The organism is Nitrospiria bacterium (assembly GCA_036397255.1).
GTDB lineage: Bacteria > Nitrospirota > Nitrospiria > DASWJH01 > DASWJH01 > DASWJH01.
Window position 1 is genome coordinate 1 of record DASWJH010000096.1, and the last position, 24,957, is coordinate 24,957.

Here is a 24,957-nt window from a genome sequence, read left to right on the forward strand (position 1 = left end):
AGATATGGATGCCATTTTTACAGGATCGGTCACCAACCGACAGGCGTTAATCGATGCGGTGAACACCACCCCCACGGATGACTGGACTCCCCTTGCGGAAACACTTTATGAGGCCATGCTTTATTTTAAGGGGGCTCCAGCTTATTTTAACAGCGGAACCTACACAAGCCCCATTCAGGCCTCCTGTCAAAAAAACTATATCATTATCATTACCGATGGGATGTCAACACAGGATAAAGATGGTGTGCTTACCACTATCTGCAGCAGTGGAGATTGCGATGGGGATGGGTTCGAGCCCGATAATGATACTCCAGCTAAAGATTACAAAAACAGCGGATCGGACTACCTGGACGATGTGGCCTGGTACCTCAACAATACCGACCTTATTGATGATTCGATCATGACCGGAAAACAAAACGTCATTGTCCACACCATCGGATTTGGGGTTGATGGGGCCGAAACTGGAGCCGTTAAATTATTGGATGAGACCGCGTTTAATGGAAAAGGAAACGCTTATATTGCCAATAACACCGCCGGCCTGACCAACGCCCTCACCGAGATCGTCAGCGGTCTTTTGGAGGATAATACCTCCTTTGTGGCACCTGTGGTCCCTGTTAGTCCTGAAAACAGGACCTATAGCTCCAGCAATGTCTTTGTTGGTTTTTTTAGACCGGATGCAAGTGCTTTTTGGGGGGGGAATGTTAAAAAATACGGGCTCAACAGCGGCGGTAAAATTGTGGATAATGATATGCTTACCCTTTCCACCAATTCAAATGGGGTATTTTATGATACCTCCACCTCTTTCTGGGGGACCATACCGGATGGGGGAAAAGTTGAAGAAGGCGGGGTTGGAAAAGTGTTGCTCAATCGGGATTTGAGTACGCGAAAGCTATATACCTACTTTGAAACAAACGTTAATTTAACCAACAGCGTTAACGTTTTCAACAAAACGAATATTACGCCCACCATGTTGGGGTATCTCTCAACGGAGACCTCCAAGCGGGATGATCTGATTGATTTTATCTATGGGTATGATCCCTACGATACGGGTTCTTCGTTTAAACGGGCATGGGTTCTGGGGGACATTCTTCACTCTCGGCCCATGGTGGTGAATTATGCCTCTTATGTCTATTCTCTAACCAACATGGCGGACTGTACCCAGAATAAATCCATTATTTACGTGGGAGCCAACGATGGAATGCTCCATGCGTTTAAGGATTGTGATGGGTCTGAGGTTTGGGGATTTATCCCACCGGATGTTCTTGGAAATCTAAAAAAATTAACGGGAACGAGCCATCCCTATTTTGTGGATGGATCTCCCCGGACCTATATTTATGATTACGATAAGGATGGGAATATTGAACCGGCCGATGGCGATATTGTTCTTCTCCTGGTTGGCGAGCGGCGAGGAGGCAGTACCTTTTATGTCCTTGACGTAACTGATTTTAATACCCCCAAATTCCTTGGGAGTTTGTCTCCCAGCAAGGTCTGCAATGGAACCACCTGTACCACCACCACGCTTTATGGTGAGTTAGGGCAATCCTGGTCCGATCCGGTGCTCGGAAAAGTGAAAGAGGGTGGGGTCAATAAAATCGTCTTTTTCATAGGGGGTGGTTATGACGAAACCACGGAGAATACGCTCCCGCTTCTTTCGACGACCAATACCAAGGGAAGAGCTTTTTATGCCTTTGAGTTGGTCCGAACCAACAGCGGAAAATTAAATGACGTCTCCTTCCTAGGGACGAAGGTCTTCGAGTATTCCTATAACACCTCTGTTACCTTGGATACCGGCAATACCATCGATGATATGACCTATTCGATTCCCAGTGAGGTGACGGCCATTGATTCCGATGGAGATGACTACTTAGACACTGTTTATGTCGGGGATATTGGCGCGCAGATGTGGCGCTTCTATGTTGGAGATAACAACGCGTCAAATTGGACCGGAAGTACTATCTTTAAATCAAACCCATCCACCACGGAAGGGCGTAAAATATTTTATCCCCCGGATGTGGTCCAGGAGCTTGATCCTTATAACGGTTTTGCGGTCTTTAATCTTCTCTACTTTGGAACCGGAGATCGCGCCAATCCGAAAATTGAAACCATTGATGGGACGACCACGGGAACGGCATCCATCGACCGGATGTATATGGTGAAGGACCGGCTGAAAAATTTCGATGGTTCCGCTACGGTATTTCCTCTGACGGAGAGCAATCTTGAGGATGTGACCACGGATGACTTGCAATTAACCAGTACCACCTCATCGGGAATAGCCACCATTTTAGGTAATTTAAGTGAGAAATATGGTTGGTTTATCCAGCTGGATGATACCACTAACTTTCCGGGGGAAAAGATCCTTGCCCCGGCCACTGTGTTTAACCGGGTGGTGTTTTTCACCGCTTTTTCACCCACCAATTCATCAACGGACCCTTGTATTCCCAGTGCGGGAACCGCAAGAATTTTTGCGATGAACTACCTGACCGGTGAAGCGGTGTTCAATTACGACCTAACCAATGACGGTGGCTATAGCTCAGAAACCAATACCCGGGCCAAAACCGACGATCAGAAAATTGTCAAACGCAGTGATCGGGTTATTACCATGGGAGCCAGTATTCCATCCGGTGTCGTCATTATTGTGACTGAGGACGGGCCTTCCTCTTTAGTGGGTGTGGGTGGTGCCCTAGGGGGCACCGAGTTGAAACCGGGTGGAGGGGTTAACCGAATCTTCTGGAAAGAGACTCCGTAGTCAAGGGCTTTTCAAAAGCGGGAACTTGGAAATATTTCATAGGGGGAAATCATGATTCAAAAAGAAAAATTGCAAAAGTGGGTTTTAGCTTCACTGATCATAGCGGCAACGCTGGGGTTTGCAGCCCCAGCGTTTACTCAGGGAGATATAGTCGCCTTTGAAGAGGGGGCCATTATGGAAATAAATCATTTTTCCGGGTATATGTTCCTCAACGAAAAGAAAATTTATTTGGATCGGAATACCGTGGTCATGAATCAAAAAGAAGAGGTCCAGGAGGTTCGTGTTCTGAAACCGGGAATGTTGGTGGCTGCTTTTCTAGAGATGAAAGCGAATCAATTGAGGGCCGTTCGAATCAACGTTTTCCCATCAAAACCATAAATCAACCATTTTAAAATTTAAGGATTTTAAATGAGAAAATCGGTTCCTTTTTTAATGACACTATTTTTTTTACTCCTTGGGTGTTCCCAAGGGAAGGAAAATCTTGAGGTCTATGTTCCGGCGGAGGAAGCCAAAAATGGAGAGAACCAAATGTTGGGAGGGGTTTGGGGGGTTGAAATTTCTCCCCATGAACCCTCATCCGATGAGAGTCTGATGGTTTTGGTTCAGGAACAAATGGGGGGCCGTCTGGCCCCAACCCTTCTCTATCAATGGCATCGGAATGGGGTTCTGATTCCAGGGGTGACCTCCAATCATCTTCCAAAACAGCACTTTGGGAAGGGAGATCTTATTTTCGTCCAGGTTTCCAACCCGAAGGGAGTTGATCAAACCTCAAAAATAAAATCCGATCCGGTAAGTATTTTAAACACCCCTCCGAGGGTTTTATCGGTTTCGTTTAAACCGGAACAACCACGGAGTGGTCAACCGATAGAGGCAGCTGTTCAAGGTTTGGATTATGATGAAGATTCCCTGGAATATGCATTCCGATGGTATAAAAATGAACAAGAAATTGAAGGGGAACCATCCTCCGTTCTAGAGCCAGAACATTTTAAAAAAGGGGACCGAATTCAGGTAGAAGTGAAAGCCTTTGATGGAGAAAATGAAGGTGACTCATTTTCTGCCTCCCCCCTTATTGTTTTAAACACCCCTCCCATTATTACTTCCAAACCTCCCTTCTCCATGGGGGACAACGGGGAATACCAATATACCATTCAAGCAGAGGATCCCGATGGGGACAATGTTTTTTTTGAAATGGTGAAAGGTCCTGAAGGGATGGCCATGGATTCCCAAAGGGGGTCCCTGTCCTGGAAACCTTCCCCTAATGAAATTGGTACCCACTCCATTGAAATTGCCGCTGTGGATCCTGATGGAGCAAAAGGGATTCAAAAATACGACCTTGAGATTTTTCCTCTGGAAGCGGCTGTGCAGTGATTTTCTTCCTTCCTTTTTCTAAACTCAAAAAGTTCAAATAAAAGGAGAGGTCCTTGGTTAAATTATTGGGCGAAATCCTGGTTGATTCAGGACGGTTAAGCGAGGACCAACTATCCCAGGCTCTGAACCGCCAGGTGGATCAAGGGGGACGTTTGGGGACTAATTTGATCGAACTTGGGTTTTTGTCCCCCACGAACTGGCGGAATTTTTAAGTCAAAAGCTGGAATTTCCCTGCGCCTACGCGGAAGATGGGGAGCAATATCACTTGGTTCCCTTCCGTTTGGACGGAAAGGTTTTGAGTGTGGCCATGCGGGACCCCATGGATTTGAAGGCCATCAGTGAGGTCAGTTTTCGAACGGGGTGTTTGATTAAAGCCCATGTTGCCCCAGATGCACAGCTTCAAACCTCTCTTGAAAAATTTTATCAGATTCCTCAAATGGTTCGTTTTGTTCAGTCGCCCCATGGGGGCGGAATCCAGGAGCAAGTATGCCATGATAGGGACCCCAAAAAAGGGAGTGACCCTGAGGCATTTGAATCTGCCATCGAACGCGTTAAAAGAGATCTGGCTTATGCCACTTCCAGAGAAGAAGTGATTACTTCCATGATGACTATTCTTTCCTCTGTATTTGACCGGTTATTTTTCTTTATTTTAAAGAAAAAATTTTTAAGGGGATGGATGGGTATGGCCCCGGGACTTCCAAAAAACCGGATATTAAAAATGGAGTTTCCTTTGGGAGAGCCTTCTTTTTTAAATGATGTGGCCCAGACATTGGAGGTTACCCATGGACCCCTTTCCGATTATGAGGGAAACCGCCGGTTTATGAGGATGCTTGGAGGACAGTTCCCCGAGGAAGTCCTGGGAGTCCCTTTGAGAATTCAAAAGCAGGTGGTGGGAATTTTATACGGGGACAATCTTTATTCCAAGCTTCCGATCACCTGTGTGACCTTTGCGGAGCTTCTGGCTGATAAAGCGGCCATGTCTCTGGAGATTCTCATCTTAAGACAGAAGATTCTGGATTAAACCGTTTTCCCCTCCTTCTTTTCTCCAAATGAAATTAATTTTGAAAAACAGTTGGATGAATTTTTGGGAAGGTGCCAAAAATTGTCCCTCCTATGGCCTTATATTCACAAATCTAAATTTCTATAGTTCCACTGTTTTAATCCTATCCCATTAAAATTAAATAGTTTTTTATTTATTCTAATGTATTTTTAAAGAGGGCATGCCCTTTGCACTATCCTTAGGTCCTATGCCTCTTTTTCGTTACAAAGCCAGGAATGAGTTTGGATCCCCGTTGAAAGGAACACTGGATTCAAGTGGTCCAGAGGCTGTGGCTCTTCATTTAAGTAATCTGGGATTTATCCCTATATCAATCAAAGAGGAACAGCCCGGTCTTTTTTCAGATTCATTTTTCAGTGATTTTCAACGGATCTCCCCCGAAGACCTGATTATTTTTACCCGGCAATTGGCAACGTTAATCAATGCAGGTCTCCCTTTTTTATCCAGCATGGACTCCCTGGTGGCGCAAACAGAGAATCCCCGTTTGAAGAAAACGCTTCTTCAAGTGAGGCGGGATGTTGAGGGAGGCCTTTTTTTCTCCGATGCCCTGATCCGTCATCCTAAAATTTTTTCTTCACTTTTTGTCAATATGGTTCGCGCAGGGGAGGTGGGAGGTGTACTCGATGAGATTTTGGAACGTTTGGCCCGGTTGGCCGAGCATGAGGTTGAAACGCGGAACCGGATTAAGGTGGCCACCCGCTATCCCAAAATCGTGATGTTTGCCCTTTTGGTGGCTTTTGTGATCTTAACCACACTGGTAATTCCAAAATTCGCCAATTTATACTCCAATTTCCAGGTGGCATTACCCCTTCCGACGCGTATCCTCATTGGCATTAATGATGCGGTTCATCAATATTGGTATTTAATGATTGGGGGAACCATTCTGGCCGTAGGGGGAATCCGCCATTACCTCCGGACCGATCCGGGGCGTCTTTGGTGGGATTCATTTAAACTTAAAATTCCGGTCTTCGGTCCCATCTTTTTAAAAACCGCCCTTTCCCGGTTTGCGCGGGTTTTCGGAACCTTGACCCGTAGCGGCCTTCCAATGCTTCAGACCTTGGATACCGTTTCAACCACGGTGGGAAATGTGCTCATTTCCCGGGTGATTAATACCCTCAGAGAAAGCGCCCGGCAGGGAAAAGGATTGGTCCAGCCCATGAGGGTGAGCGGGGTATTTCCTCCCGTGGTCATTCAAATGGTTGCCATCGGTGAAGAGACGGGGAAGATGGAGGAGATGCTGTTTAAAGTGTCCGATTATTACGATATGGAGGTGGAATATAAGATTAAAAATCTCTCTGCCTCTTTGGAACCGATTCTTCTGGTTTTGATTGGAGGAACGGTTCTCTTTTTAGCCTTGGCGATATTCCTTCCCTGGTGGAATCTGGTGTCTGTCTTTAAATCCGGCGTAGGGGGGTGAAAATAGTGAGGGTAAGGGATGTTTCGTTTGAAAAGACAAGAGGGATTGGGAGTCATCGATACCCTCATTGTCTGTATTATTGTGGCGTTTTTGATGGTGGTTTTCCTGGCTCATTACCAACAGGTCGCCCAAAAGGCACAAGAGACCTCTCTCAAGGAAGGACTTCGGAATATTCGCGTCTCCATCAATGTGTATCGGGCTTGGAATCGCAACCAAAACCCAGAGAATCTCCGGAAGCTGATTACCGAGAGCTATTTGTGGCCGAGCCCTTCGGGAACACTATTCAAGAGATATTACCTGGAGGCTTCCAGCACCGACTCGGAAGGCCATCTTTTAGACCCTTTTGGGCGACGATACCATTATGAGCCGAAAACCGGGGAGGTATGGTCTGGGACGGAGGGTTATGAAAAATGGTGAGGGTTTCCAAGGGAAGAAGAAAGGATCTGTCATGAAGGAAATTAAAAATACAAAAGGGTTTACCCTGATTGAATTGATTGTCATCATCGTTGTTCTCGGGTTATTGGCGGCGGTGGCCGTAACCCGGTACCAAGATTTGACCTCCGATGCCATGATCTCCACCAGTAAGGGAAACCTTGGAAGCATTCGATCGGGGATAAAAATCCTTCATGCAAAGGTCCTGTTGGCGGGGGTTTCAGCGTCCAATCCGGAGTGGCCCACCTTGGCTGAACTGAACGCCAATATTACATCGGGTCGAACTCCGGCAAGCCTCAATAATCTGAAAATGATTGAAGGCCCTTCTGGTGGAAGCTGTCAAGCCGCTAATGTTTGCATGCCGGAAGACCTCGTTTCCACCCTTGCCACGGTGGGCGCACGAAGCACTGTGATGGGAGCTTCAACGGCACAGGCCAACAGTCGAACCCCTCCAGGTGGGTCAGGGGGATGGGCCTATGATGAAAACACGGGGCAGTTTTATGTGAATCAGGCCAACCCGGTTGATTCCCGGGGGATTCCGGCCAATCAATGGTAAAGGGAGAGATTTTAAAAAGGAAGATGCAGTCCTATCTTTTTAGAAAGGGTTTTTTGAAAGGATCTGTTGATCGGTTTTCAACAGGTGGTTGACCATCGTACCCACGGCAGATCTCATTTGGAGGTTTGCAAAAAACAAAAGGAGGAAAGAATGAAGTGGCTTAGAAATAATCGGGGTTTTACTTTGATTGAATTGGTGTTGATCATTGTGATCTTGGGGGTACTTGCAGCAGTGGCAATCCCTCAATTTATTAACTTACAAAACGACGCAGACGCGGCCAATAACATGGCCTATATGGGGGCAGTCAAAAGTGTCATGTCGATGCGGTTTGCCTTAGAAACGGTTCAGAATACCGCGGAGGCCACTTCATATGCCCGTGTGGGAACCGCCGCAACACTTCCCGGTCTGTCCACAGCAGCAGGTTTTGACGGACTGATTGCCACACCGATTCCCGGAAGCTTGACCTCCGGTACTGACTGTGCCTTGGCTGCTTCGGCAGTGACTTGGTCCGGTTTGTCTCCCGGTTCGCCTCCTGCTTGTTCGGATTGGGTGCTGAGTGCTGCTGGAACCGCTGTGGGAGATCCGATTAACATCACCGGTCCGTAATCGCACGGAGCTTATTGGCTCTTTTCCGTTCTGATTTTGAATTGAAGGGTTCCTCTGTCCGTTATCCTTGTTTCCTTTGGCCCGTTTTCTGTGGAAAAAGGGATGGGGGTTTTCTTTCTTTAGTATCTTTCCCTGTGAAGGTAAGGGTGATGGATCGGCAAGGGTTTACCTTGATTGAGGTGGTTTTAGTAATCCTAATCCTGGCTATTCTTGCGGGTGTGGTGATTGTTCCTAGCATGGATCTCAGAGGCGTCAGGGCGGGGACCGTTTCTAGGAAATTGGTATCGGACATTCGTTATGCACAACAAATGTCCAACACCACCCGCATTATCCATGGGGTTGTCATTTTCTCGGGGTCGTACACCGTATTTCAAAACGATAATCCGGGTGATCCAACCAGGGATCCGGAAACGGGGGGAGGGTTTGTTGTCCCCATTTCAGGAGATTTTGAGGGAGTTACTCTTTCTCCCGTGTTAGGGAGTTCCCCAAACCACGATGTAGTGAAGTTTGACTCCCTTGGAACTCCCTATCGGAGGGATGGAGCGTCCATGGATGGGGTGAGTGGTAATACGATCATCGTTTCGGGAGGAAGTGTATCTCGGACCGTTACCATTGAACCGGAAACCGGAAAAGTGTGGGTAAATTAGGATCCTTTACTAAATTTAACCTTCGCACCGATGAGGGATTTACGCTCATTGAACTGGTTCTCGTGATCGTCATTCTGGCCTTTGGGATCACAGGGGTTTCCGCCTTTTTCATTCAAGGGGCAATCGATAGCTCCTATGCCCAATTGGCCACTATTGGAATGACCCTGGCCCAGGATCAAATGGAGGAGATTCAATCCAAATGTTGGGATGAAACGGAGACCTTTACTCTTCCATGTGATGGCCCAATAACCCCCTCGTTTCCACTGGGGCCCGAGGGGGAAGGGCGTTCTGCATTTGATGATGTGGATGATTTTAACGGGCTTAGTAATAGCCCCCCCCAAGACTCGCAAGGGACCCCCATGGCGTCCTTTTCCCGATACACCCGAACGGTGGGTGTTTGCTACGTAAACGCGGCCGCCTTGGATGTTTGTGTCGGTGGCCCAACCTCTTTTAAACGGGTTTCGGTCATCGTGTCTTGGGGTTCGGCAGGGGATCAAATTCAATTGGTGACCGTGGTCTCTCACCATTCGTAAAGGGTTAGATGTTTTTTTGGAGACGGGTACAAGATCAAAAGGGGTACACCCTCATTGAGGCGGTTTTGGTCATCGTGATTATCGGGGCCATTGCCGCATTAGTCGGGATTCCATTATTAGAAGGGGCAGAAATTTGGGGTCAAATAGGCAGTCGGAAGGATATGTCACAACAGGGCCGTTTGGTCATGGATCGAATGTCCAGAGAACTTATGGCGGCGCGTCGTTTGGCCAATAATACCCCAAACATTGCGGAGGTAACTGCTACACCCTGCATTCGGTTTACAGATGTGAGAGGGCAATTAACCCTTTATACGTTAAATGGAACCCGTCTTGACCGTGCCACCGGGGGAACATGCGGTGTGCCCAGTTCGGTCAACCCTCTTGGGGATAATGTTTCGGGATTTTCTATTACTTGCTACGACAATGCAAATAGTGTCTTGGCCCCCTGCACAGGCAGTGAGTCATCCATTCGAAGGGTGAGCCTCGATCTATCTCTCACACAATCCAATGAGACGTTGGATTTTAAAAGTAATGTTACTCTTCGAAATCTCGCGGGCCTTTAAATGGAGCATTTTTTAGAAAAAGACTCCGGGTTTTCTATCATCACGGTTTTTTTTCTTATTTTGATTATGGGGGTTTTGGGAATAGTGATGATCTCAATGGTTGTTACTGAGAGCGATAGCACGATCAATAAGATGCGAGTGACTCAGTCCCATTATATTGCAGAGACAGGAATTGAACGGGCACTTCGTTACCTTTTAAAAAGGGAGGATGGAACCTGTTTGACCTGCACCTGTGCTTCGATTAATGGCCATCCTTCTTTTACAAATGTACCCGTCGGCGCTGGAATATTTACAGTTATTTCTCAACTGAATTATTCTTCCCCCGCAACAGCGGTGACCGCTCCCATTAATGGGACGACCAACACGATTCCAGTGGGATCAACGGCGGGATTTGCCAATTACGGTCGGGTGATGGTTGACCGAGAAATGTTGGACTGTTTAGACCTTGGGGTCAATCCCTTGAATGGTTGTTTGCGAGGGGTAGATCAAACTTCTCCGGTAAGCCATGTCTCCGGGACACGGGTGGGGCACAATCAATGCACCTTGACCTCGACCGGAGATGTCTCCGCCGTTTCCCCAAAGGTTGCCCAGAGAGTGATTCAGGTTACTGTAACGATACAGGAAGGTTGGGCTGTTGGCAGGGCGGGAGGGGGACTTACTCAAGATGATTTTAATGATGTGAATTGTTTGAGTTCCACGAATTGTTGGGCTGTCGGTAAAAAGAATGCGGGAATTTTCCATTGGGATGGATTCACCTGGCATAATAGTGACTCCCATGGGATATCTCCAACGGCAGAGGATCTTTCCTCAGTTTTTATGGTTTCCACCACAGAAGGGTTTGCTGTCGGAAAGAAAGGGGAAATATATCATTACGATGGTCTTTCCTGGCACTCCAACCATCATGCAACATCGGGAACGGTCCATGATTTAAATGGGGTATCTTGTGTGATTGACGCTGGGAATACGCACTGTTGGGCGGGTGGCAAAAAAAATGCAGGAATTCTTCACTGGGATAATATATCGGGATGGCATAACAATGATGCCCATAGTTTTGCGACTACCTCCGATGACCTTTTTTCGATTTCTATGATCTCCATTAATTCGGGATATGCGGTAGGTAAAAAAGGGGTAATTTACCACTACGACGGAGCCTGGCATACCGATCACCACGCGAATTCAGGAACCAATCAAGATCTCAATGGTATCTCCTGCTTTAACAGTGCTGGGACTGACTATTGTTGGGCTGTAGGAAATAAAAATGCTGGGATACTCCATTGGGACAATGTGTCATGGCACAACAACGACTCACATGGATTGTTGACTACCCCGGAAGACATGGGATCCATCTCTATGATTTCAACCAATTTAGGATGGGCTGTGGGTAAAAATGGAACCCTTTACCATTATGGCGGAGGAATTTGGCATACGGGAGATTTTCATTCTACCTCTCCAACCGGGGAAGATTTAAACGGAATTCATTGTGTGGATGTGAACAATTGTTGGGGGGTAGGAAAGAATGGGACTTTAATCCGTTGGGATGGAGCCTCCTGGTCTTTGTACGGTGGGGCAAATGCCACCATGCTTCGATGGGACGGGACTTCATGGAGCGATTTTTCTGGAACCCTACCCGCAGGGGTTGATGAAATCATGTCCATATCGATGCTTTCCTACGCTGATGGATGGGCGGTTGGGAATAGATCCAATGGAAATTTAAATATACTCCGTTGGAACGGGAGCAATTGGAATGTGTCTTCCGGTTTACCCGGTCCCGCTGTCAATGAAGACCTTGAATCTGTGTACCCGGTTTCTTCTTCAGACGTGTGGGCAGTTGGAAACAGGAACGCTGGAATTTTTCATTGGAATGGGCTTTCCTGGCACAGTAACGATACCCACAGCCTAGGGGCTTCTGCAGAAGACCTCCTCAGCGTTTTTATGGTTTCACAAACATCTGGATGGGCAGTAGGAATAAACGGAAAGATCTACCATTACGATGGGACTTGGCATGATACTCATCATGCTGCATCCCCCACAGGGGAAGACCTCAACAGTGTCCATTGTTTAGATAGCAATAACTGTTGGGCGGTGGGAAGGAATGGGGTGATTTTGCGTTACAGCGCGCCCTCTTGGGTCTTAGAGCTTTTTCCTCCAACAGGCCAAGAGCTTAATAAAGTTTCATGCAGTTCTTCGGTTTTTTGTTGGGCAGTTGGAAACAGGGCTGGTGGGAATGTCACCATCATTCAATGGGATGGTTTTAATTGGGTGGTGTCCCCTGGTTTGCCCAGTCCCCCCGTCAATGAGGACTTGGAGTCAGTCTATGGCTTTTCAGCAAACGATGGATGGGCGGCAGGAAAAAATGGAACCCTTCTTCACTGGGATGGCCTGAATTGGAGTCAGGATGTTCAATCAAGTGTCGTTACCACCAGCCAGTTGAATGGGAATTCATTGGTAGGGGCTTTTCACCCTGTAACGGATTGGAGGGAGGTTTATTGAGAACCATTCCTCCAAAAGGCCCATTTGATGTAGGTTCAAAAAGCTAAAAATTTTCACAAGACTGTAGAAATTTAAATTTGGATTCAAAGTTCTTTTTAAAAATTTATTAAAGAGGTTGAATGAAGACATCCGAGGTTCTTGAAAAAGTTAAAATTCCGCGACACAAACTCTACTATCTTGAGCAAAAAGGCTACATTGTTCCTAAAAGGGTTCCCATGGGGGATCTCGAATCCCGTGAGTTTGACAATGAGGATTTGATCAAAATTCAATTAATCTGGAAGTTTCTCAAAAGGGGTTTCAGACATAAAATTGCTTATCAAAAAGCTATGGAAGAGATGAAAAACCCCAAATCAAAAAGAGAAAATGGTGGCCAAGGTGTTTGATTGGATGAGAAAGCAAAAACCTTTTCTGGGAGTGGATATCGGAAGCGCGTCCATTAAAGTGGTGCAGTTGGTTCCGTCCGGGCGGGGGGTTCGGCTTAAGCATGCCAGTTTGATTGAATTACAACCCCAGAATGGAACGGAATCGGAAACCCCGGTCCAATCTGTTTCGAAGTTGCTGAGGCGGGAAAAAAATTTGGCCAAAGAAAGGTTGGCCACCCTTTTTTCAGGCCCAAATGTCATCATTCGTTATTTGACCCTCCCCAAAATGCCTCTTGGGGAGTTGGAAGAGGCGGTTCGATGGGAAGCGAAGAAGCAAACCACACAACCTCTAGAAGATTTTGTAGTGGATTTCTTTGTGATGGGAGAAACACAGCACAATGAAATAAAACGAAATGAAATTATTTTGGTGATGGCGGAAAGCACCTTGGTAAAAACACAGATGGAAGAATTTCAGGGATCCGGGTTCACCATTTCTGCCTTGGATATCAACCAGTTGGTTCTTTTAAATACCATTCGACATCATCGGCCCAAGGATCTATCAGAAAACCTTGCTTTTATTGATATTGGAGCCGGCCATCTGGATATTGGCATTGCCAAGAATGGCATTCTCCGGTTTACCCGGTCGGTTCAAAATGGGGGAGAGGGTATAACCCAAGCGATCCAGCGGGAATTAAACGTGGACTTCCAGGAAGCGGAAAGGATGAAACGAGAGCGAGGGTTGAAAAAAAACAAGGTCGAGGCTATGGAAGAAGGGGAAGACCGACTTTATCAAATTATCAAAGAAGGGGTGGACCGGTTTGTGGTGGAGGTTCAACGGTCGGTGGATTACTACCGTGCCCAGTTTCGGGAAAATGCCATACAACGACTCCTCTTAATGGGAGGGTGTGTCCAGCTCCCGGGATTTTTAGAATATTTTTCAACCTATTTTGATGCGCCTGTAGAAGTGGATGATCCTTTTTCTAGAATCCAGATGGATGACCGGTTTCCACAAGATTTAAGAACCATGGGTCCCCGTTTTGCGACCAGTATTGGGCTGGCGTTGAGGAAAGGGTAACGTGAAACAATCGATCAACTTGGTTCTCCGATATACCCCCGGTGGGGAGTACAGGACGTTCCAGGTATTTGTTTTACCGGTTGTGGCGTTCATTTTATTGTTCATTTTGATTTTGGGATCAACCTCCAAAGCCCAAAAAGTGACCTCTTTGCGAAAACAGGTGGAAAGTCTAAGCCAACAGCGTGAGGAGATTAACCGAAGCATCTCCAAACTAGCGGAGTTTTTCCCCATTCAAAATCAACCATCGAGTGGCCTAAACCATGGGTCTTTTTTGGGAAATCCTGTGGAATGGTCACACATTCTAGGGGAGCTGGGCAAACGGCTTCCCAGCCAGGTGTGGCTGCTGCAGGTGGAAAGTTATACCATTGAGAAAAAGAGTTCGGGGGGTAAAGAGTTTCGTATTACGGGAATGGCCAACGGGCACGGGGATGTGGAGAGATTTATTTTTTCGCTTGAAGAACCCCAGCTGTGGAAGGATATCCGGTTGGTCTATGCCCAAAAGGTGGAGGTTCCGCCTCACGTGGAATTTCAGTTAACGGCCCGGTTAAAGTAGAGGGAGTTGAATGAAGGGGTTTTTGGAAAAAATCAATTTTTCCCGATATTCAATGCGAGAACGTTTATTAATGCTGGGAAGTTATCTCCTGGCTGTTTTGGTTTTATTTAACCTGGTTTTTTACCCCAAACAAAAAGAAGCGGGGCGATTGGAAGAGCGTGTTAAAACACTCCAATCGGATATTCAAACACTTTCAAAGACGCTTCAGGAATATCAGCAAAAGGCGATGACGCTTTCCAAGAACCCGGCCAGTTCCGGAACCCAAGAACCCTCAAAAATAGTTTCCGAAGGAGACCGTATATCCACCGTGTTGCGGAAGGTAACTGCCATGGCCATTCAGGAAGATGTGGAATTAGAGATTGTTCGCCCTGAGGTGGTGGAGGAAAAGGAGGAATTTTTACATTTGGTGGTTCAAATCGAAACCAAATCCAGGTTTTTAAATCTTCTTCAATATCTTGAAAAGTTAGAAGGGCTTTCAGAGCCCTTCACCATTTCGGATATTAAAATGCAAACCAATGTAGAAATAAGCCCTTTTCTTAGGTCCAAAATTGTTGCAAAGGTTTTGGTCTGGAGAGGAACTTGAAAAAAACGGTAATCTTTTTTCTCTTTTTTTTGGCATTGGGCTTCCAATCTGGTTTTTGTGAAGGTGATGGCCGCGTATCCCCTCGCTTGGATCAAGGGTTATCCGATATTAATGTAGAAGGTCTCATTCAGGAGGAAGCGAAGCTTATCTTTCCCCCTCCACTGAAAGAAAAAGATTCAGAAGTGGGCAAGAAAGACCCATTTTGGTTGCCCGGACGTAAAAACCCGGAGGAATTGGCCCCCCGTTTTGGAGAATGGCAGCTGACTGCCATTATTTTAAAAAATAACCGGGGTTTGGCCATTATTAATGGAACCATTCTTCGTGAAGGAGATTCAATTGAAGGGGTCCGGGTCCAGAAAATCTTGAAAGACCGTGTTTTTTTATCCCAAGGTGGAGCAAAGGTCGAGGTGAAAATCAGTCCTTTTGGGGAAGAATGAAAGGTTTGCCATGGAGGCATCGTTGCAATGTATAAGATAGAAATTAAAGCATGTGTGGTTGTTTTTGTGTTGGTGGGGTTTTTACTGCTGGGGTTAGGTGTGGTTTTGGTTCGGGCTGAACTTCCCAATGAAAAGAAAATCCAGGTGAAGCGTGAAACCCATGGAAACGGGTCGCCCCTTTTCTCAATGGAATTTAGGGAAGCGGATTTAAAGGATATTTTAAGGGCGCTAGGTCAACAGAATCGGCTTAACATCATCATGAGCGATGATGTGAAGGGTAAAGTGACCTTAAGTTTTCAAAAGGTGGGGTTGTTTGATGCTTTGGAGTCCATTCTCAAAATCCATAACCTCACCTACTTTCGGGAAAAAAATATTATTCGGGTGGTTCGGTCTCCTTTTTCCGAAGGGGAAGGGGATTTGATGACGGAAACCATTGGGGTCAAATATGGTAATGCCAGTGAATCATCCAAATCCTTAAAAACGCTTTTAAGCAAGAATGGAAGCGTTTCCTTTGATGAAAGAACCAACACTTTAATTGTTCGCGATGTTCCGGAGAATGTCCGACGAATCGTCGATTTGGTAAAAGAACTTGACACCATTACTCCCCAGGTGTTAATAGAAGCAAAAATTGTAGAAGCAGTGACCAGCTTTAGCCAGGAATTGGGGGTTCAATGGGGTGGAAATTTTTCAACCAGCGGCGGATCGGGAACCTCCACCATTCATGGGGGTTCCATCAAAGGTTCTCCCCTGGACCCAATTGCGGGTTCCCTGACGGGTGATTTTGGGGCCACGGGGGCTCCCTTTGCCGTAAATCTTCCTGCCGCCGTGGGAAGTGGGGCAGGAGGTGCTCTGGGTTTCTCTTTTGCCAATTTTTCAAATACCCGTCTTCTGGACATTCAGCTTTCGGCGTTAGAGGACAGCGGAAAAGGAAGAATCATTTCCAATCCAAAAATTTTAACCCTCAATAATAAAGAAGCGAGAATTTCTGAGGGTACTGAGATTTTAATCCCCACGGCCACCATTGTGACCACTGCAGGGACAACGGGGGGAGGGAGCCAAACGGGTGGGGAAACCTCGGCGAGCGGAGTCACCACCATCAATGCGAAACTGGAACTCATTGTTACCCCCCATGTAACACCCGATGGAAAAATTATTCTTCATGTCAAAACCGATAAAAAGGATCCCGACTTTAGTCAAGAGGTGGAAGGCATCCCGCCCTTAACGACCCGAACCGCTGAAACGGACCTTCTGGTAAACGATGGAGAAACCGTGGTCATTGGGGGGATTTATATTAAAAGGGAATCCAAATCGGAAGATGGGGTTCCCTGGCTTTCAAAAATTCCGGTTTTGGGTTGGTTGTTTAAAAAAAGGGTAACGGTTGAAGACCAAGCGGAGTTACTTATTTTTATAACCACCAAGATCTATGAAAGTTGATGTTTGAGAAGCAGATCTTTTTCCCAAAAGGGTTGAATTTCAAAATGAATATAAAAAAAAACAAAATTCTGATCCCATCTTTTCAAAAGAAAGTTGAAGTAAAGAGGAAGTCGTGTCGCGAGAAATAGTTGTTTTCATCACCTGCCCTCATCAAAAGGAGGGGCAACGGATCGGTAAGATCCTGGTTTCCGAAAAGTTAGCCGCTTGTGTCAATATTATTCCCGGTTTGGTTTCTATTTTTAATTGGGAAGGAAAACTCAACCAGGAAAAAGAGATCTTGTTGATCGTGAAAACCAGATCCTCCTGTTTTCAAAAATTGGAAAAACGGGTGCGCCAAATTCATTCTTATTCTGTACCTGAAGTGATTGGCTTACCGATTGTGAAAGGCTCAAAAGCCTATATAAACTGGTTGGTGGCCATGACCCAGGGTAAAAAAGCCGTGAGAAAAAAGTCCAAAGAAACAAAAATAGACTAGAATTTCCATACCGAGACTAAAACGATAAATGTCAAAATTTGGCCAAATTTGGGTAGGCCTATACAGTGTTTTTCTTTTTGACAGCTTTTGTCATCTAAATTTCGTATAATTTTCAAATAGTTAGAATAAACCCAAGAGAAAGAATTTGGCATTTTTTTTGCACAAATATCTGTTTTGAGGATTTCAGATTACCGACCCAATTAGGTTTTTACTCTTTTTTCCGATATTATATAGATATATGAGGGTAAACCATTGTCCTTTCAACTTTTTTGGTTTTGGAATTTGCCTTGACACCCAAGGAAAACTTGTGATAACGTGCCACTGTTTTTTTTTTTGTAAAAGGAGAAGGAGATGATGCCTAAGGAGAGGGGCCCAAAATCATTTACGGTGATGATTCTTCCGAATCCCACCTCAAAAACCTATCGATTTAGTATTACCAAAAAACAGATCAAAACAAGCATCATAGGTGCTACGCTTTTCTCATTGGTTTTTTTCTTTTTAGTTTTTCACTTTATGTATAAAACCAGTGATTTGAAAAATCTTCAAACCCTTCGAAAAGAAAACCGTGTTCAAAAGGTTGAGATTCAAACTCTTTCCACCCGCATCACGGATTTAAACAAGAAGATGTCTCAGCTGAAGGAATTAGACACGAAAATCCGGATCATAGCCGATATTAATCCGCCCAAAGATGGGAATCCGATGCTAGCGCAAGGTGGAGGGGCAGAGGATGAAATGGAATTTCTCTCTCCCACTTTGGTCTCTTTTCCCCAAGGGGACTCCCTGAAAAAAATGGACCGCCACCTGGCGAGGCTTGAGGAAGAAGCTCTTGCTCAAGAAGTCAGTTTTGTAGAGTTGGAGGCGGCCATGAAGGATAAAAGGAAGTTATGGAGTTCTACGCCTTCCATAAAACCTGTTCGTGGTTGGATCACCTCGGGATTTGGAAAAAGAATTTCCCCATTCACTGGAAATTTCTCCATGCACCGGGGCATTGACATTGCAGCCCGCCATGGGACCGAAATTGTTGCCCCCGCCAATGGTATGGTGAGTTACGTGGGGTTTGACAGCGGTCTTGGGAAAGTAATAAAAGTCAATCATGGGTTTGGAATGAAGACGGTATTTGGGCATATGTCAAAAACAGAGGTGAAGATAGGCCAGAAAGTAAAGCGAGGGGAAGTCATCGGATATATTGGAAATACGGGAAGGAGTACGGGACCGCATTTGCATTATTCGATATACGTCAACAATGTTCCGGTGAATCCCAAGAGATATATATTGAATTGAAAAAATTAATCCCGAACCTCTTTTAAAATTCAAATAATAAGGATGATATGGTTATATGATTGAGGGGATAGATAATCTCCCATCTTGGAATTAGACTTTACAGTGTATTTTGATTGATGAAAACCCCGATCCAGGGAAGGGCCCAAGATCGGGGTTTTTGTTTACATATCAATTTGTTCCGGTTATAATACAAAACCGTTGGAATGTTTAAAGTATTTACCACTTATTCATTGGTTTATCGGGGGAAAAGGTGTTAGGAACCCTAATCCGGAAAGTCGTTGGTAGCAAGAATGAGCGGGAGCTCAAAAGACTCCAGCCGCTCGTTGTAAAAATTAATGAGTTTGAAAATGGAATCTCCAAACTTTCTGATGCTGAATTATCGACCAAGACCGATGAATTCCGAAAACGGCATTTTTCAGGAGAGACCTTGGATGATCTTCTTCCGGAAGCGTTTGCGGTGGTACGGGAAGCTTCCAAACGAACCACGGGGATGCGGCATTTTGATGTGCAATTGATTGGGGGAATGGTCCTTCACGAAGGAAAAATTGCAGAAATGAAAACAGGAGAGGGAAAAACCCTAGTGGCTACCCTACCTGTATATCTTAACGCCCTTTCCGGGAAAGGGGTGCACGTGGTAACCGTCAATGATTATTTGGCAAAAAGGGATAGTCAATGGATGGGGTTGATTTACCGTTTCCTGGGTTTAAGTGTTGGAATTGTTCAACATGATTTGGGGGATCAGCAGCGGCAGGAGGCCTACGGCTGTGACGTCACCTATGGAACCAATAATGAATTCGGGTTCGACTACCTCCGGGACAATATGAAATTTGATTATCAATCCTATGTCCAAAGGGATTTGAATTTTGCCATCGTGGATGAGGTGGATAGTATTTTGATTGATGAGGCCAGAACCCCCTTAATTATTTCCGGACCCACGGAAGAGTCTACCGAAAAATATTACCAAATCAACCAAATCATTCCCCGTCTTGCGTTTGAAAAGGATTATTCCATTGATGAAAAATCCAAAACCGCGGCGTTAACGGAGGAGGGAAACGCAAAAGTTGAAAAACTTTTGGGGGTTGAAAACCTTTATGATATTTCAAATATTTCCCTGGTCCACCATGTATTGCAAGCCCTCAAAGCCTATACTCTTTTTAAAAGAGATGTGGATTATGTTATAAAAGAGGGTGAGGTGATTATCGTCGATGAATTTACAGGGAGGTTAATGCCCGGGCGGCGCTGGAGTGATGGCTTGCACCAGGCCGTTGAAGCCAAGGAGGGGGTGAAGATCGCCAATGAAAACCAAACTCTGGCCTCCATTACTTTTCAAAATTACTTCCGGCTTTACAATAAATTGAGCGGAATGACCGGCACGGCGGATACCGAAGCCGCTGAGTTTAACAAAATTTATAATCTGGATGTGATGGTTATTCCCCCGAATAAACAAATGATCCGAAAAGATTTCTCGGATGTTATCTACAAAACGGAAAAAGAAAAATTTAATGCCATTGTGGATGAAATTGTCGAATTAAACAAAAAGGGCCAACCTGTTTTGGTGGGAACGATTTCCATCGAGAAATCCGAAAAACTCAGCGGACTGATAAAGAAGCAAGGAATTAAACATTCTGTGTTGAATGCTAAATTTCATGAAAAAGAGGCCGAAATTATTTCCCAAGCAGGTCGCTTTGAGGGGGTGACCATTGCCACCAATATGGCGGGGCGTGGGACGGATATCCTGTTAGGGGGAAATCCTGAGGTTCTTCTAAAAAAGGAAATGGATGGGAAAAAAGAGGTGTCAGAGGGAGAAAGGGAAAAGGTTTTAAAGAAGATTCAAGAAGCATGCGAGCTGGAGAAGAAAGAAGTGATCGCATCTGGGGGCCTTCATATTATCGCAACCGAACGCCATGAAAGCCGGAGAATTGACAATCAGCTTCGAGGCCGTTCTGGACGTCAGGGAGATCCAGGATCTTCCCGATTTTATTTGTCTTTGGAAGATGATTTGCTCAGAATATTCGGGTCCGAAAGAATTGCAAGCATCATGGATCGATTGGGAATGGAAGAGGGTGTTCCCATAGAACATCGAATGGTTACCCGGGCCATTGAAAATGCCCAAAAAAAAGTTGAGGCTCACAATTTTGATATTCGGAAACAACTCATTGAATACGATGATGTAATGAACAAGCAACGGGAGGTGATCTATGACCAGAGACGACAAATCTTAAAGGGAGAGAACCTGAAGGATGAAATTTTTGAGATGGTCGAAGAGGTTGTGGAGGAAAACCTCGCCTCCTTTTGTGATCCCAATGTTTACCCTGAGGAATGGGATCGAAAAGGGTTGGCAGAAGCCATTGCCCTTCAATTTTCTGTTCCCTTTTCTGAAGGCCAACTTCAGGATGAAACCGATTCCGGGTTGAAGGGTGTCATTGTACAAAAGATTAAAGAGGAGTATGAACGAAGAGAAAAGGAGTTTGGATCCTCTTTAATGCGATACCTTGAAAAAATGGTCATGCTCCGTGTGGTGGATACCCTATGGAAAGATCATCTTCTGGCCATGGATTACCTAAAGGAGGGAATCGGGTTAAGGGGGTATGGGCAAAAAGATCCCTTGGTGGAATATAAACGGGAGGGATTTGATCTTTTCTCCCAAATGGTTCAAAAAATAAAATCTGATGTGTGTGAACAGATCTTCCGTGTGCAAATGGTGAAAGAAACCAAAACCGTTGGTTCAATGATACCGAGAGCCCCAGCTCTGCAATTTAATCGAGGGGAAATGGCTAAACCCCAGACCGTTCACCGAGATCAACGTAAAGTTGGGCGAAATGACCCTTGTGCATGTGGAAGTGGTAAAAAATACAAAAAATGCTGCGGCCGATAAAGTGGTTCATTGAGGTGAATTCATGAAATGTGCAGGAATTCAAATGACCTGTGGTCCTGATATTGAAGCCAATCGGAAAAAAGCGTGTGAAATGGTACAAATGGCCGTTGAAAGCGGTGCGGATATCGTGGCTTTTCAGGAAATGTTTTGTCTTCCATGGTTTCCCCATGAAGAAAATAAAGACCATTTCCATCTGGCGGAGGAGTTAGAGGGACCCACGATTCAACTGTTTAAACGTTTAGCACTTGAAAAAGGGATTGTATTAATTTGTCCCATCTTTGAAAAAGAAGGGACTCAGTACTATAATTCCGCCGTCGTAATTGGGCCGGATGGTGAAATAATTGGAAAGTACCGAAAAATCCACATTCCCAACCTTCCCTTTTGGCAAGAACGATTTTATTTTCATTCTGGTGACCTGGGTTTTCCTGTTTTTAAAACTCCTTTTGGTTCCATCGGGGTCTTGCTCAGCTGGGATATTTTTTTCCCAGAGGGTACAAGAATCCTTGCGCTCAAAGGAGCAGACCTCTTATTTGTTCCTACTTCTGCTGCTTTTGCTTCTCAGCAGCGGTGGGAAAAGGTTATTTGTGGAAATGCCATTTCCAATAATGTGTATATCTTTAGAATTAACCGGGTGGGACGTGAAAAAGAGCAGCATTTCTACGGGAAAAGTTTTTGTGTAAACCCGAACGGTGAGATGATTGCTGAGCCTGCGGGTTTAAAAGACGCAATCGTATTTGCAAAGGTTGATTTAGGAGAGGTTCAGAGATCCAGGGCGATTTGGACTTTTTTCCGGGACCGACGTCCCAAAGAATATGGAGATCTTTTGAAATATGAAGCGGGAACAGAATGGCCCAAGTCTTCGCTTGGCCAATGAAAAATTAAAAGAGGAACTTTCCCAAAGGACCCGACAGCTTTCGTTTTTCATTGATATCGGTAAGGCTTTAACCTCTACTCTGGAATATAAAAAAGTCTTAAATATCATAATGGAAAAAGCCCAAAAGCTAATTCGATGCGAGGCCTGGGCACTTCTTTTAATGGATGTATCTTCCCAAGAGCTTTATTTGGAATTGGCAAAGGGAAAAAAAAGGAGGAAAGTTAAAGAGTTACGATTGAAACTGGGAGAAGGGGTAGCGGGGTGGGTGGCCAAGAAAGGAAAACCGTTTATCTTGTCTGATGTCCGAAAAGAGAAACGCTTTTTTGATGGTCCGGATGTTGCCATCAGTCAAAATCCAAAATCCATTCTTTGTGTTCCCATCATCAACAAAAGGAAAACCATTGGGGTTTTGGAAATGATTAACCGGCTGGATGGGCAACCCTTCCAACGGAGGGATTTGGATCTTCTTTTAAAACTAGTGGATCAGGCGTCGATTGCCATTGAACGCTCCTGGTTATATCAAAAAATGGCGGATCTAGCGATTACGGATGACCTAACCAAGCTTTTTAATTTTCGGTATTTGGATCAAACATTGGACAATGAGGTCCGACGATGCCAGCGTTATGGGCTCATGGTTTCAATGATTTTTTTAGATCTGGATTATTTTAAAACCGTCAATGACAATCATGGCCATTTAATGGGAAGTCAGGTTTTAATTGAGGTTGGGGAGATTTTACTCAATAGTTTGCGAAACGTGGATACGGTTGCCCGTTACGGAGGGGATGAATTTGTGGTAATTCTACCCGAAACGGATGTGGAAACCACCTTCCGGATTACCCAGCGTATCCATGAAACTTTTCACAAGTATGTTTTTCTTGAAAAAGAAGGACTTCGGGTTCAATTAACCGCCAGTTTTGGAATCGCGGGTTTCCCGCAACATGCTAAAGATAAAACCAGCCTCATTCGTCTTTCCGACCAAGCCATGTATAAAGCCAAAGGGATGGGTCGAGATCGCATTTGCGTGGCGGATAAGGCAGAATAAAAAGGTTAACTTTTCCCTCTTCGAAAAAGCACAAGCCTTTCCCAAAAGGTTTTTTATTCCCTCTCACCCCGCACTGATGGAATGAGGATTTTCTTCCCTTGGCGAGTCCAAAAACCCTTGGGGAGAGACCTTTTTATTTTGTTCATCGGAAGGGGGTGGGTTATAGGTAAGCTCTTCTGCTGATGAAAACCTTGCTTCCACCCGATTGAGTTTTTTATCCGCATCATCATATTTTCCCTTTGCATAGGTCAAATGGGTTCCCAGGGTAACAAATTCTTTTCGGAACCGTTCAAAATCCCCTTTTAATTGTTCCAGATGGTTAATGATGACCATGGCACTTCGCTCAATTTTAAGACCTTTTAGGCCAAAAACAATCGCTTGTAAATACGCATAAAAACTGTGAGGAGAGACTGGAATGACCTTTCGGTTGAGGGCGTAATTTGAAATACTTTTATCGCCTTCTTGGGTTTCTTCCTTTACGATAATTTCATAATAAACATTTTCTGCCGGGAGATACATCAGGGCAAAAGGAAAAGTTCCCTCATCTGGAAGAATATATTTGGTTGCAATGGAATCAATGTGTTTTTTGACATCGGAATTGAATTTTCGCCGATTGACCCTTCGCTCTTCTTCCGTGTGGGATTCTAAAATTCTCCTAAAATTTTCAAGGGGAAATTTGGCATCAATGGGAACCAGCCCTGGGCCTAGTTTGACCACTGCATCCACAATTTCTCCATTTTTAAACCGGTGTTGAAGGGAATAATGGTCCTGGGGAAGGACCTGGTTTAACAGGTCTCCCAAAAATAGTTCTCCCAACACCCCCCGGAGTTTGGGCGCACGGAGTATTTCTTGGAGAGTGGAAATATTCTTTCCAATTTCAAACACTTTTTCGGTTGCTTTGGTGAGCTCCCCGAGATTTTGCCTTACTTCCCCCACCACCTTGGCAGCATGGTCTAAGCGAGAACCAATATTGCCCGATGTGTTTTGGAGGTGCTGGGAAATGGAATTCAACTGCTGATTTACCTGTTGCGTAACCTGAGAGAGCTGTTGGTTGACTTGGTTGGTTTGGTTGGAAATGGAATCACTCATTTGATGCCGGAGGGTATCCATTTGCTGTTGAAGTAAACCAAGAGATTGGTTTTCTTGGGATTTCCCTTTAAAAAACCCCAAATAGATGATGAAAAGGAAAACCCCTAATATGACCAGAAGAACGATGGGCTCCATTATCTTTAATCCTTTTTCTTTGTAATTCCTTTAATCATTAGCGATTTTTTTGACTGAGATGGACATTCCTATTCAATAGTGACATTCTCATATATTCCAATTGGTCTGGGGGAGTGGGTTCAGAGCGGATTCTTTTTTTTTTGGAGGTTATCGTTTTTGCCTTTATTTGTCAATTGATAGGAAATGACCCAAGAACATATATGGACCCATCCCGTTTCGCAAGGATGTTTTTCAATTGAGGCAAACAAGGAACAGATTGCTTACATATATCCGGCCTGTGAGTGGAAATCTGATTAGTTTCCTGGCCCCGATGGAATCCGCGCACTC

At 45.1% G+C, this 24,957-nt stretch carries 25 protein-coding genes; 24 read left to right on the plus strand and 1 reads right to left on the minus strand.

What is annotated here, in order from left to right:
* The 24 genes from VGB26_12960 to VGB26_13075 all read left to right on the plus strand — a co-directional run.
* Positions 1-2,746 (plus strand): PilC/PilY family type IV pilus protein (locus VGB26_12960; GenBank protein ID HEX9758685.1); only part of this gene is annotated, 2,746 nt, incomplete at its 5' end.
* Between the two features lie 51 nt (positions 2,747-2,797).
* Entirely contained in the window at positions 2,798-3,124 is a 327-nt protein-coding gene (locus tag VGB26_12965; protein HEX9758686.1) for a hypothetical protein, read from the plus strand.
* 30 nt (positions 3,125-3,154) lie between these two features.
* Entirely contained in the window at positions 3,155-4,114 is a 960-nt protein-coding gene (locus VGB26_12970; protein HEX9758687.1) for an Ig domain-containing protein, read from the plus strand.
* Between the two features lie 53 nt (positions 4,115-4,167).
* A complete protein-coding gene (locus VGB26_12975) occupies positions 4,168-4,326 on the plus strand; it encodes a hypothetical protein (protein ID HEX9758688.1) in 159 nt (52 codons plus the stop codon).
* Between the two features lie 53 nt (positions 4,327-4,379).
* Positions 4,380-5,135, plus strand: a complete 756-nt coding sequence (locus tag VGB26_12980; protein ID HEX9758689.1) for a hypothetical protein — start codon at positions 4,380-4,382, stop codon at positions 5,133-5,135.
* 199 nt (positions 5,136-5,334) lie between these two features.
* The gene (locus VGB26_12985; GenBank protein HEX9758690.1) at positions 5,335-6,588 is read left to right on the plus strand and encodes a type II secretion system F family protein; all 1,254 of its coding nucleotides are present in this window, start codon (positions 5,335-5,337) and stop codon (positions 6,586-6,588) included.
* Positions 6,589-6,606: 18 nt separating this feature from the next.
* Entirely contained in the window at positions 6,607-7,005 is a 399-nt protein-coding gene (locus tag VGB26_12990; protein ID HEX9758691.1) for a type II secretion system protein, read from the plus strand.
* Positions 7,006-7,036: 31 nt separating this feature from the next.
* Positions 7,037-7,576, plus strand: coding sequence for a prepilin-type N-terminal cleavage/methylation domain-containing protein (locus VGB26_12995; GenBank protein ID HEX9758692.1), 540 nt, complete (start codon positions 7,037-7,039; stop codon positions 7,574-7,576).
* Between the two features lie 150 nt (positions 7,577-7,726).
* Positions 7,727-8,182, plus strand: a complete 456-nt coding sequence (locus tag VGB26_13000; protein ID HEX9758693.1) for a prepilin-type N-terminal cleavage/methylation domain-containing protein — start codon at positions 7,727-7,729, stop codon at positions 8,180-8,182.
* Between the two features lie 149 nt (positions 8,183-8,331).
* Positions 8,332-8,829 carry a prepilin-type N-terminal cleavage/methylation domain-containing protein gene (locus tag VGB26_13005; GenBank protein ID HEX9758694.1) on the plus strand — a complete coding sequence of 166 codons (498 nt, stop codon included), beginning with the start codon at positions 8,332-8,334 and terminating at the stop codon, positions 8,827-8,829.
* Positions 8,817-9,362 (plus strand): type II secretion system protein, encoded by a 546-nt coding sequence (locus VGB26_13010; GenBank protein HEX9758695.1) that lies wholly within the window; start codon positions 8,817-8,819, stop codon positions 9,360-9,362. Before VGB26_13005 ends, VGB26_13010 begins: the two co-directional genes overlap by 13 nt.
* A gap of 8 nt (positions 9,363-9,370) precedes the next feature.
* Entirely contained in the window at positions 9,371-9,925 is a 555-nt protein-coding gene (locus VGB26_13015) for a type II secretion system protein (protein HEX9758696.1), read from the plus strand.
* An 87-nt stretch (positions 9,926-10,012) separates the two neighbouring features.
* Positions 10,013-12,415, plus strand: a complete 2,403-nt coding sequence (locus tag VGB26_13020) for a hypothetical protein (protein ID HEX9758697.1) — start codon at positions 10,013-10,015, stop codon at positions 12,413-12,415.
* A 119-nt stretch (positions 12,416-12,534) separates the two neighbouring features.
* Positions 12,535-12,798 carry a MerR family transcriptional regulator gene (locus VGB26_13025; GenBank protein ID HEX9758698.1) on the plus strand — a complete coding sequence of 88 codons (264 nt, stop codon included), beginning with the start codon at positions 12,535-12,537 and terminating at the stop codon, positions 12,796-12,798.
* Between the two features lie 4 nt (positions 12,799-12,802).
* The gene (gene pilM, locus VGB26_13030) at positions 12,803-13,852 is read left to right on the plus strand and encodes a type IV pilus assembly protein PilM (protein HEX9758699.1); all 1,050 of its coding nucleotides are present in this window, start codon (positions 12,803-12,805) and stop codon (positions 13,850-13,852) included.
* Between the two features lies 1 nt (position 13,853).
* Positions 13,854-14,405, plus strand: coding sequence for a PilN domain-containing protein (locus tag VGB26_13035; protein ID HEX9758700.1), 552 nt, complete (start codon positions 13,854-13,856; stop codon positions 14,403-14,405).
* Between the two features lie 10 nt (positions 14,406-14,415).
* Positions 14,416-14,988: a hypothetical protein gene (locus tag VGB26_13040; protein ID HEX9758701.1), complete on the plus strand. Its 573-nt coding sequence runs from the start codon at positions 14,416-14,418 to the stop codon at positions 14,986-14,988.
* A complete protein-coding gene (locus VGB26_13045; protein HEX9758702.1) occupies positions 14,985-15,425 on the plus strand; it encodes a hypothetical protein in 441 nt (146 codons plus the stop codon). Before VGB26_13040 ends, VGB26_13045 begins: the two co-directional genes overlap by 4 nt.
* 27 nt (positions 15,426-15,452) lie before the next feature.
* A complete protein-coding gene (gene pilQ / locus VGB26_13050; protein ID HEX9758703.1) occupies positions 15,453-16,859 on the plus strand; it encodes a type IV pilus secretin PilQ in 1,407 nt (468 codons plus the stop codon).
* A 112-nt stretch (positions 16,860-16,971) separates the two neighbouring features.
* On the plus strand, positions 16,972-17,334 hold the full coding sequence (gene cutA, locus VGB26_13055) for a divalent-cation tolerance protein CutA (protein HEX9758704.1): 363 nt from the start codon (positions 16,972-16,974) through the stop codon (positions 17,332-17,334).
* A 351-nt stretch (positions 17,335-17,685) separates the two neighbouring features.
* Positions 17,686-18,615, plus strand: coding sequence for a peptidoglycan DD-metalloendopeptidase family protein (locus VGB26_13060; protein HEX9758705.1), 930 nt, complete (start codon positions 17,686-17,688; stop codon positions 18,613-18,615).
* 250 nt (positions 18,616-18,865) lie between these two features.
* Positions 18,866-21,490: a preprotein translocase subunit SecA gene (gene secA, locus VGB26_13065; GenBank protein HEX9758706.1), complete on the plus strand. Its 2,625-nt coding sequence runs from the start codon at positions 18,866-18,868 to the stop codon at positions 21,488-21,490.
* 22 nt (positions 21,491-21,512) lie between these two features.
* Complete coding sequence (locus tag VGB26_13070) at positions 21,513-22,364, plus strand: nitrilase-related carbon-nitrogen hydrolase (protein ID HEX9758707.1); 852 nt, start codon at positions 21,513-21,515, stop codon at positions 22,362-22,364.
* Positions 22,321-23,406, plus strand: a complete 1,086-nt coding sequence (locus tag VGB26_13075) for a sensor domain-containing diguanylate cyclase (GenBank protein HEX9758708.1) — start codon at positions 22,321-22,323, stop codon at positions 23,404-23,406. Before VGB26_13070 ends, VGB26_13075 begins: the two co-directional genes overlap by 44 nt.
* Positions 23,407-23,469: 63 nt before the next feature.
* Here VGB26_13075 and VGB26_13080 read toward each other — a convergent pair whose 3' ends face one another.
* Entirely contained in the window at positions 23,470-24,630 is a 1,161-nt protein-coding gene (locus tag VGB26_13080) for a DNA recombination protein RmuC (GenBank protein HEX9758709.1), read from the minus strand.
* Between the last annotated feature and the right edge of the window lie 327 nt (positions 24,631-24,957).

Coding starts and splice junctions, on each gene's coding strand:
- VGB26_12985 (HEX9758690.1), top strand. CDS start 5,335: ATGCCCTTTGCACTATCCTTAGGTCCTATGCCTCTTTTTCGTTACAAA.
- VGB26_12965 (HEX9758686.1), top strand. CDS start 2,798: ATGATTCAAAAAGAAAAATTGCAAAAGTGGGTTTTAGCTTCACTGATC.
- VGB26_13040 (HEX9758701.1), top strand. CDS start 14,416: ATGAAGGGGTTTTTGGAAAAAATCAATTTTTCCCGATATTCAATGCGA.
- VGB26_13075 (HEX9758708.1), top strand. CDS start 22,321: ATGAAGCGGGAACAGAATGGCCCAAGTCTTCGCTTGGCCAATGAAAAA.
- VGB26_13015 (HEX9758696.1), top strand. CDS start 9,371: ATGTTTTTTTGGAGACGGGTACAAGATCAAAAGGGGTACACCCTCATT.
- pilQ (HEX9758703.1), top strand. CDS start 15,453: ATGTATAAGATAGAAATTAAAGCATGTGTGGTTGTTTTTGTGTTGGTG.
- VGB26_13070 (HEX9758707.1), top strand. CDS start 21,513: ATGAAATGTGCAGGAATTCAAATGACCTGTGGTCCTGATATTGAAGCC.
- VGB26_13080 (HEX9758709.1), bottom strand. CDS start 24,630: ATGGAGCCCATCGTTCTTCTGGTCATATTAGGGGTTTTCCTTTTCATC.
- VGB26_12990 (HEX9758691.1), top strand. CDS start 6,607: ATGTTTCGTTTGAAAAGACAAGAGGGATTGGGAGTCATCGATACCCTC.
- VGB26_13000 (HEX9758693.1), top strand. CDS start 7,727: ATGAAGTGGCTTAGAAATAATCGGGGTTTTACTTTGATTGAATTGGTG.
- VGB26_13025 (HEX9758698.1), top strand. CDS start 12,535: ATGAAGACATCCGAGGTTCTTGAAAAAGTTAAAATTCCGCGACACAAA.
- VGB26_13020 (HEX9758697.1), top strand. CDS start 10,013: ATGATCTCAATGGTTGTTACTGAGAGCGATAGCACGATCAATAAGATG.
- pilM (HEX9758699.1), top strand. CDS start 12,803: ATGAGAAAGCAAAAACCTTTTCTGGGAGTGGATATCGGAAGCGCGTCC.
- VGB26_13005 (HEX9758694.1), top strand. CDS start 8,332: ATGGATCGGCAAGGGTTTACCTTGATTGAGGTGGTTTTAGTAATCCTA.
- VGB26_12995 (HEX9758692.1), top strand. CDS start 7,037: ATGAAGGAAATTAAAAATACAAAAGGGTTTACCCTGATTGAATTGATT.
- VGB26_13060 (HEX9758705.1), top strand. CDS start 17,686: ATGATGCCTAAGGAGAGGGGCCCAAAATCATTTACGGTGATGATTCTT.
- VGB26_12970 (HEX9758687.1), top strand. CDS start 3,155: ATGAGAAAATCGGTTCCTTTTTTAATGACACTATTTTTTTTACTCCTT.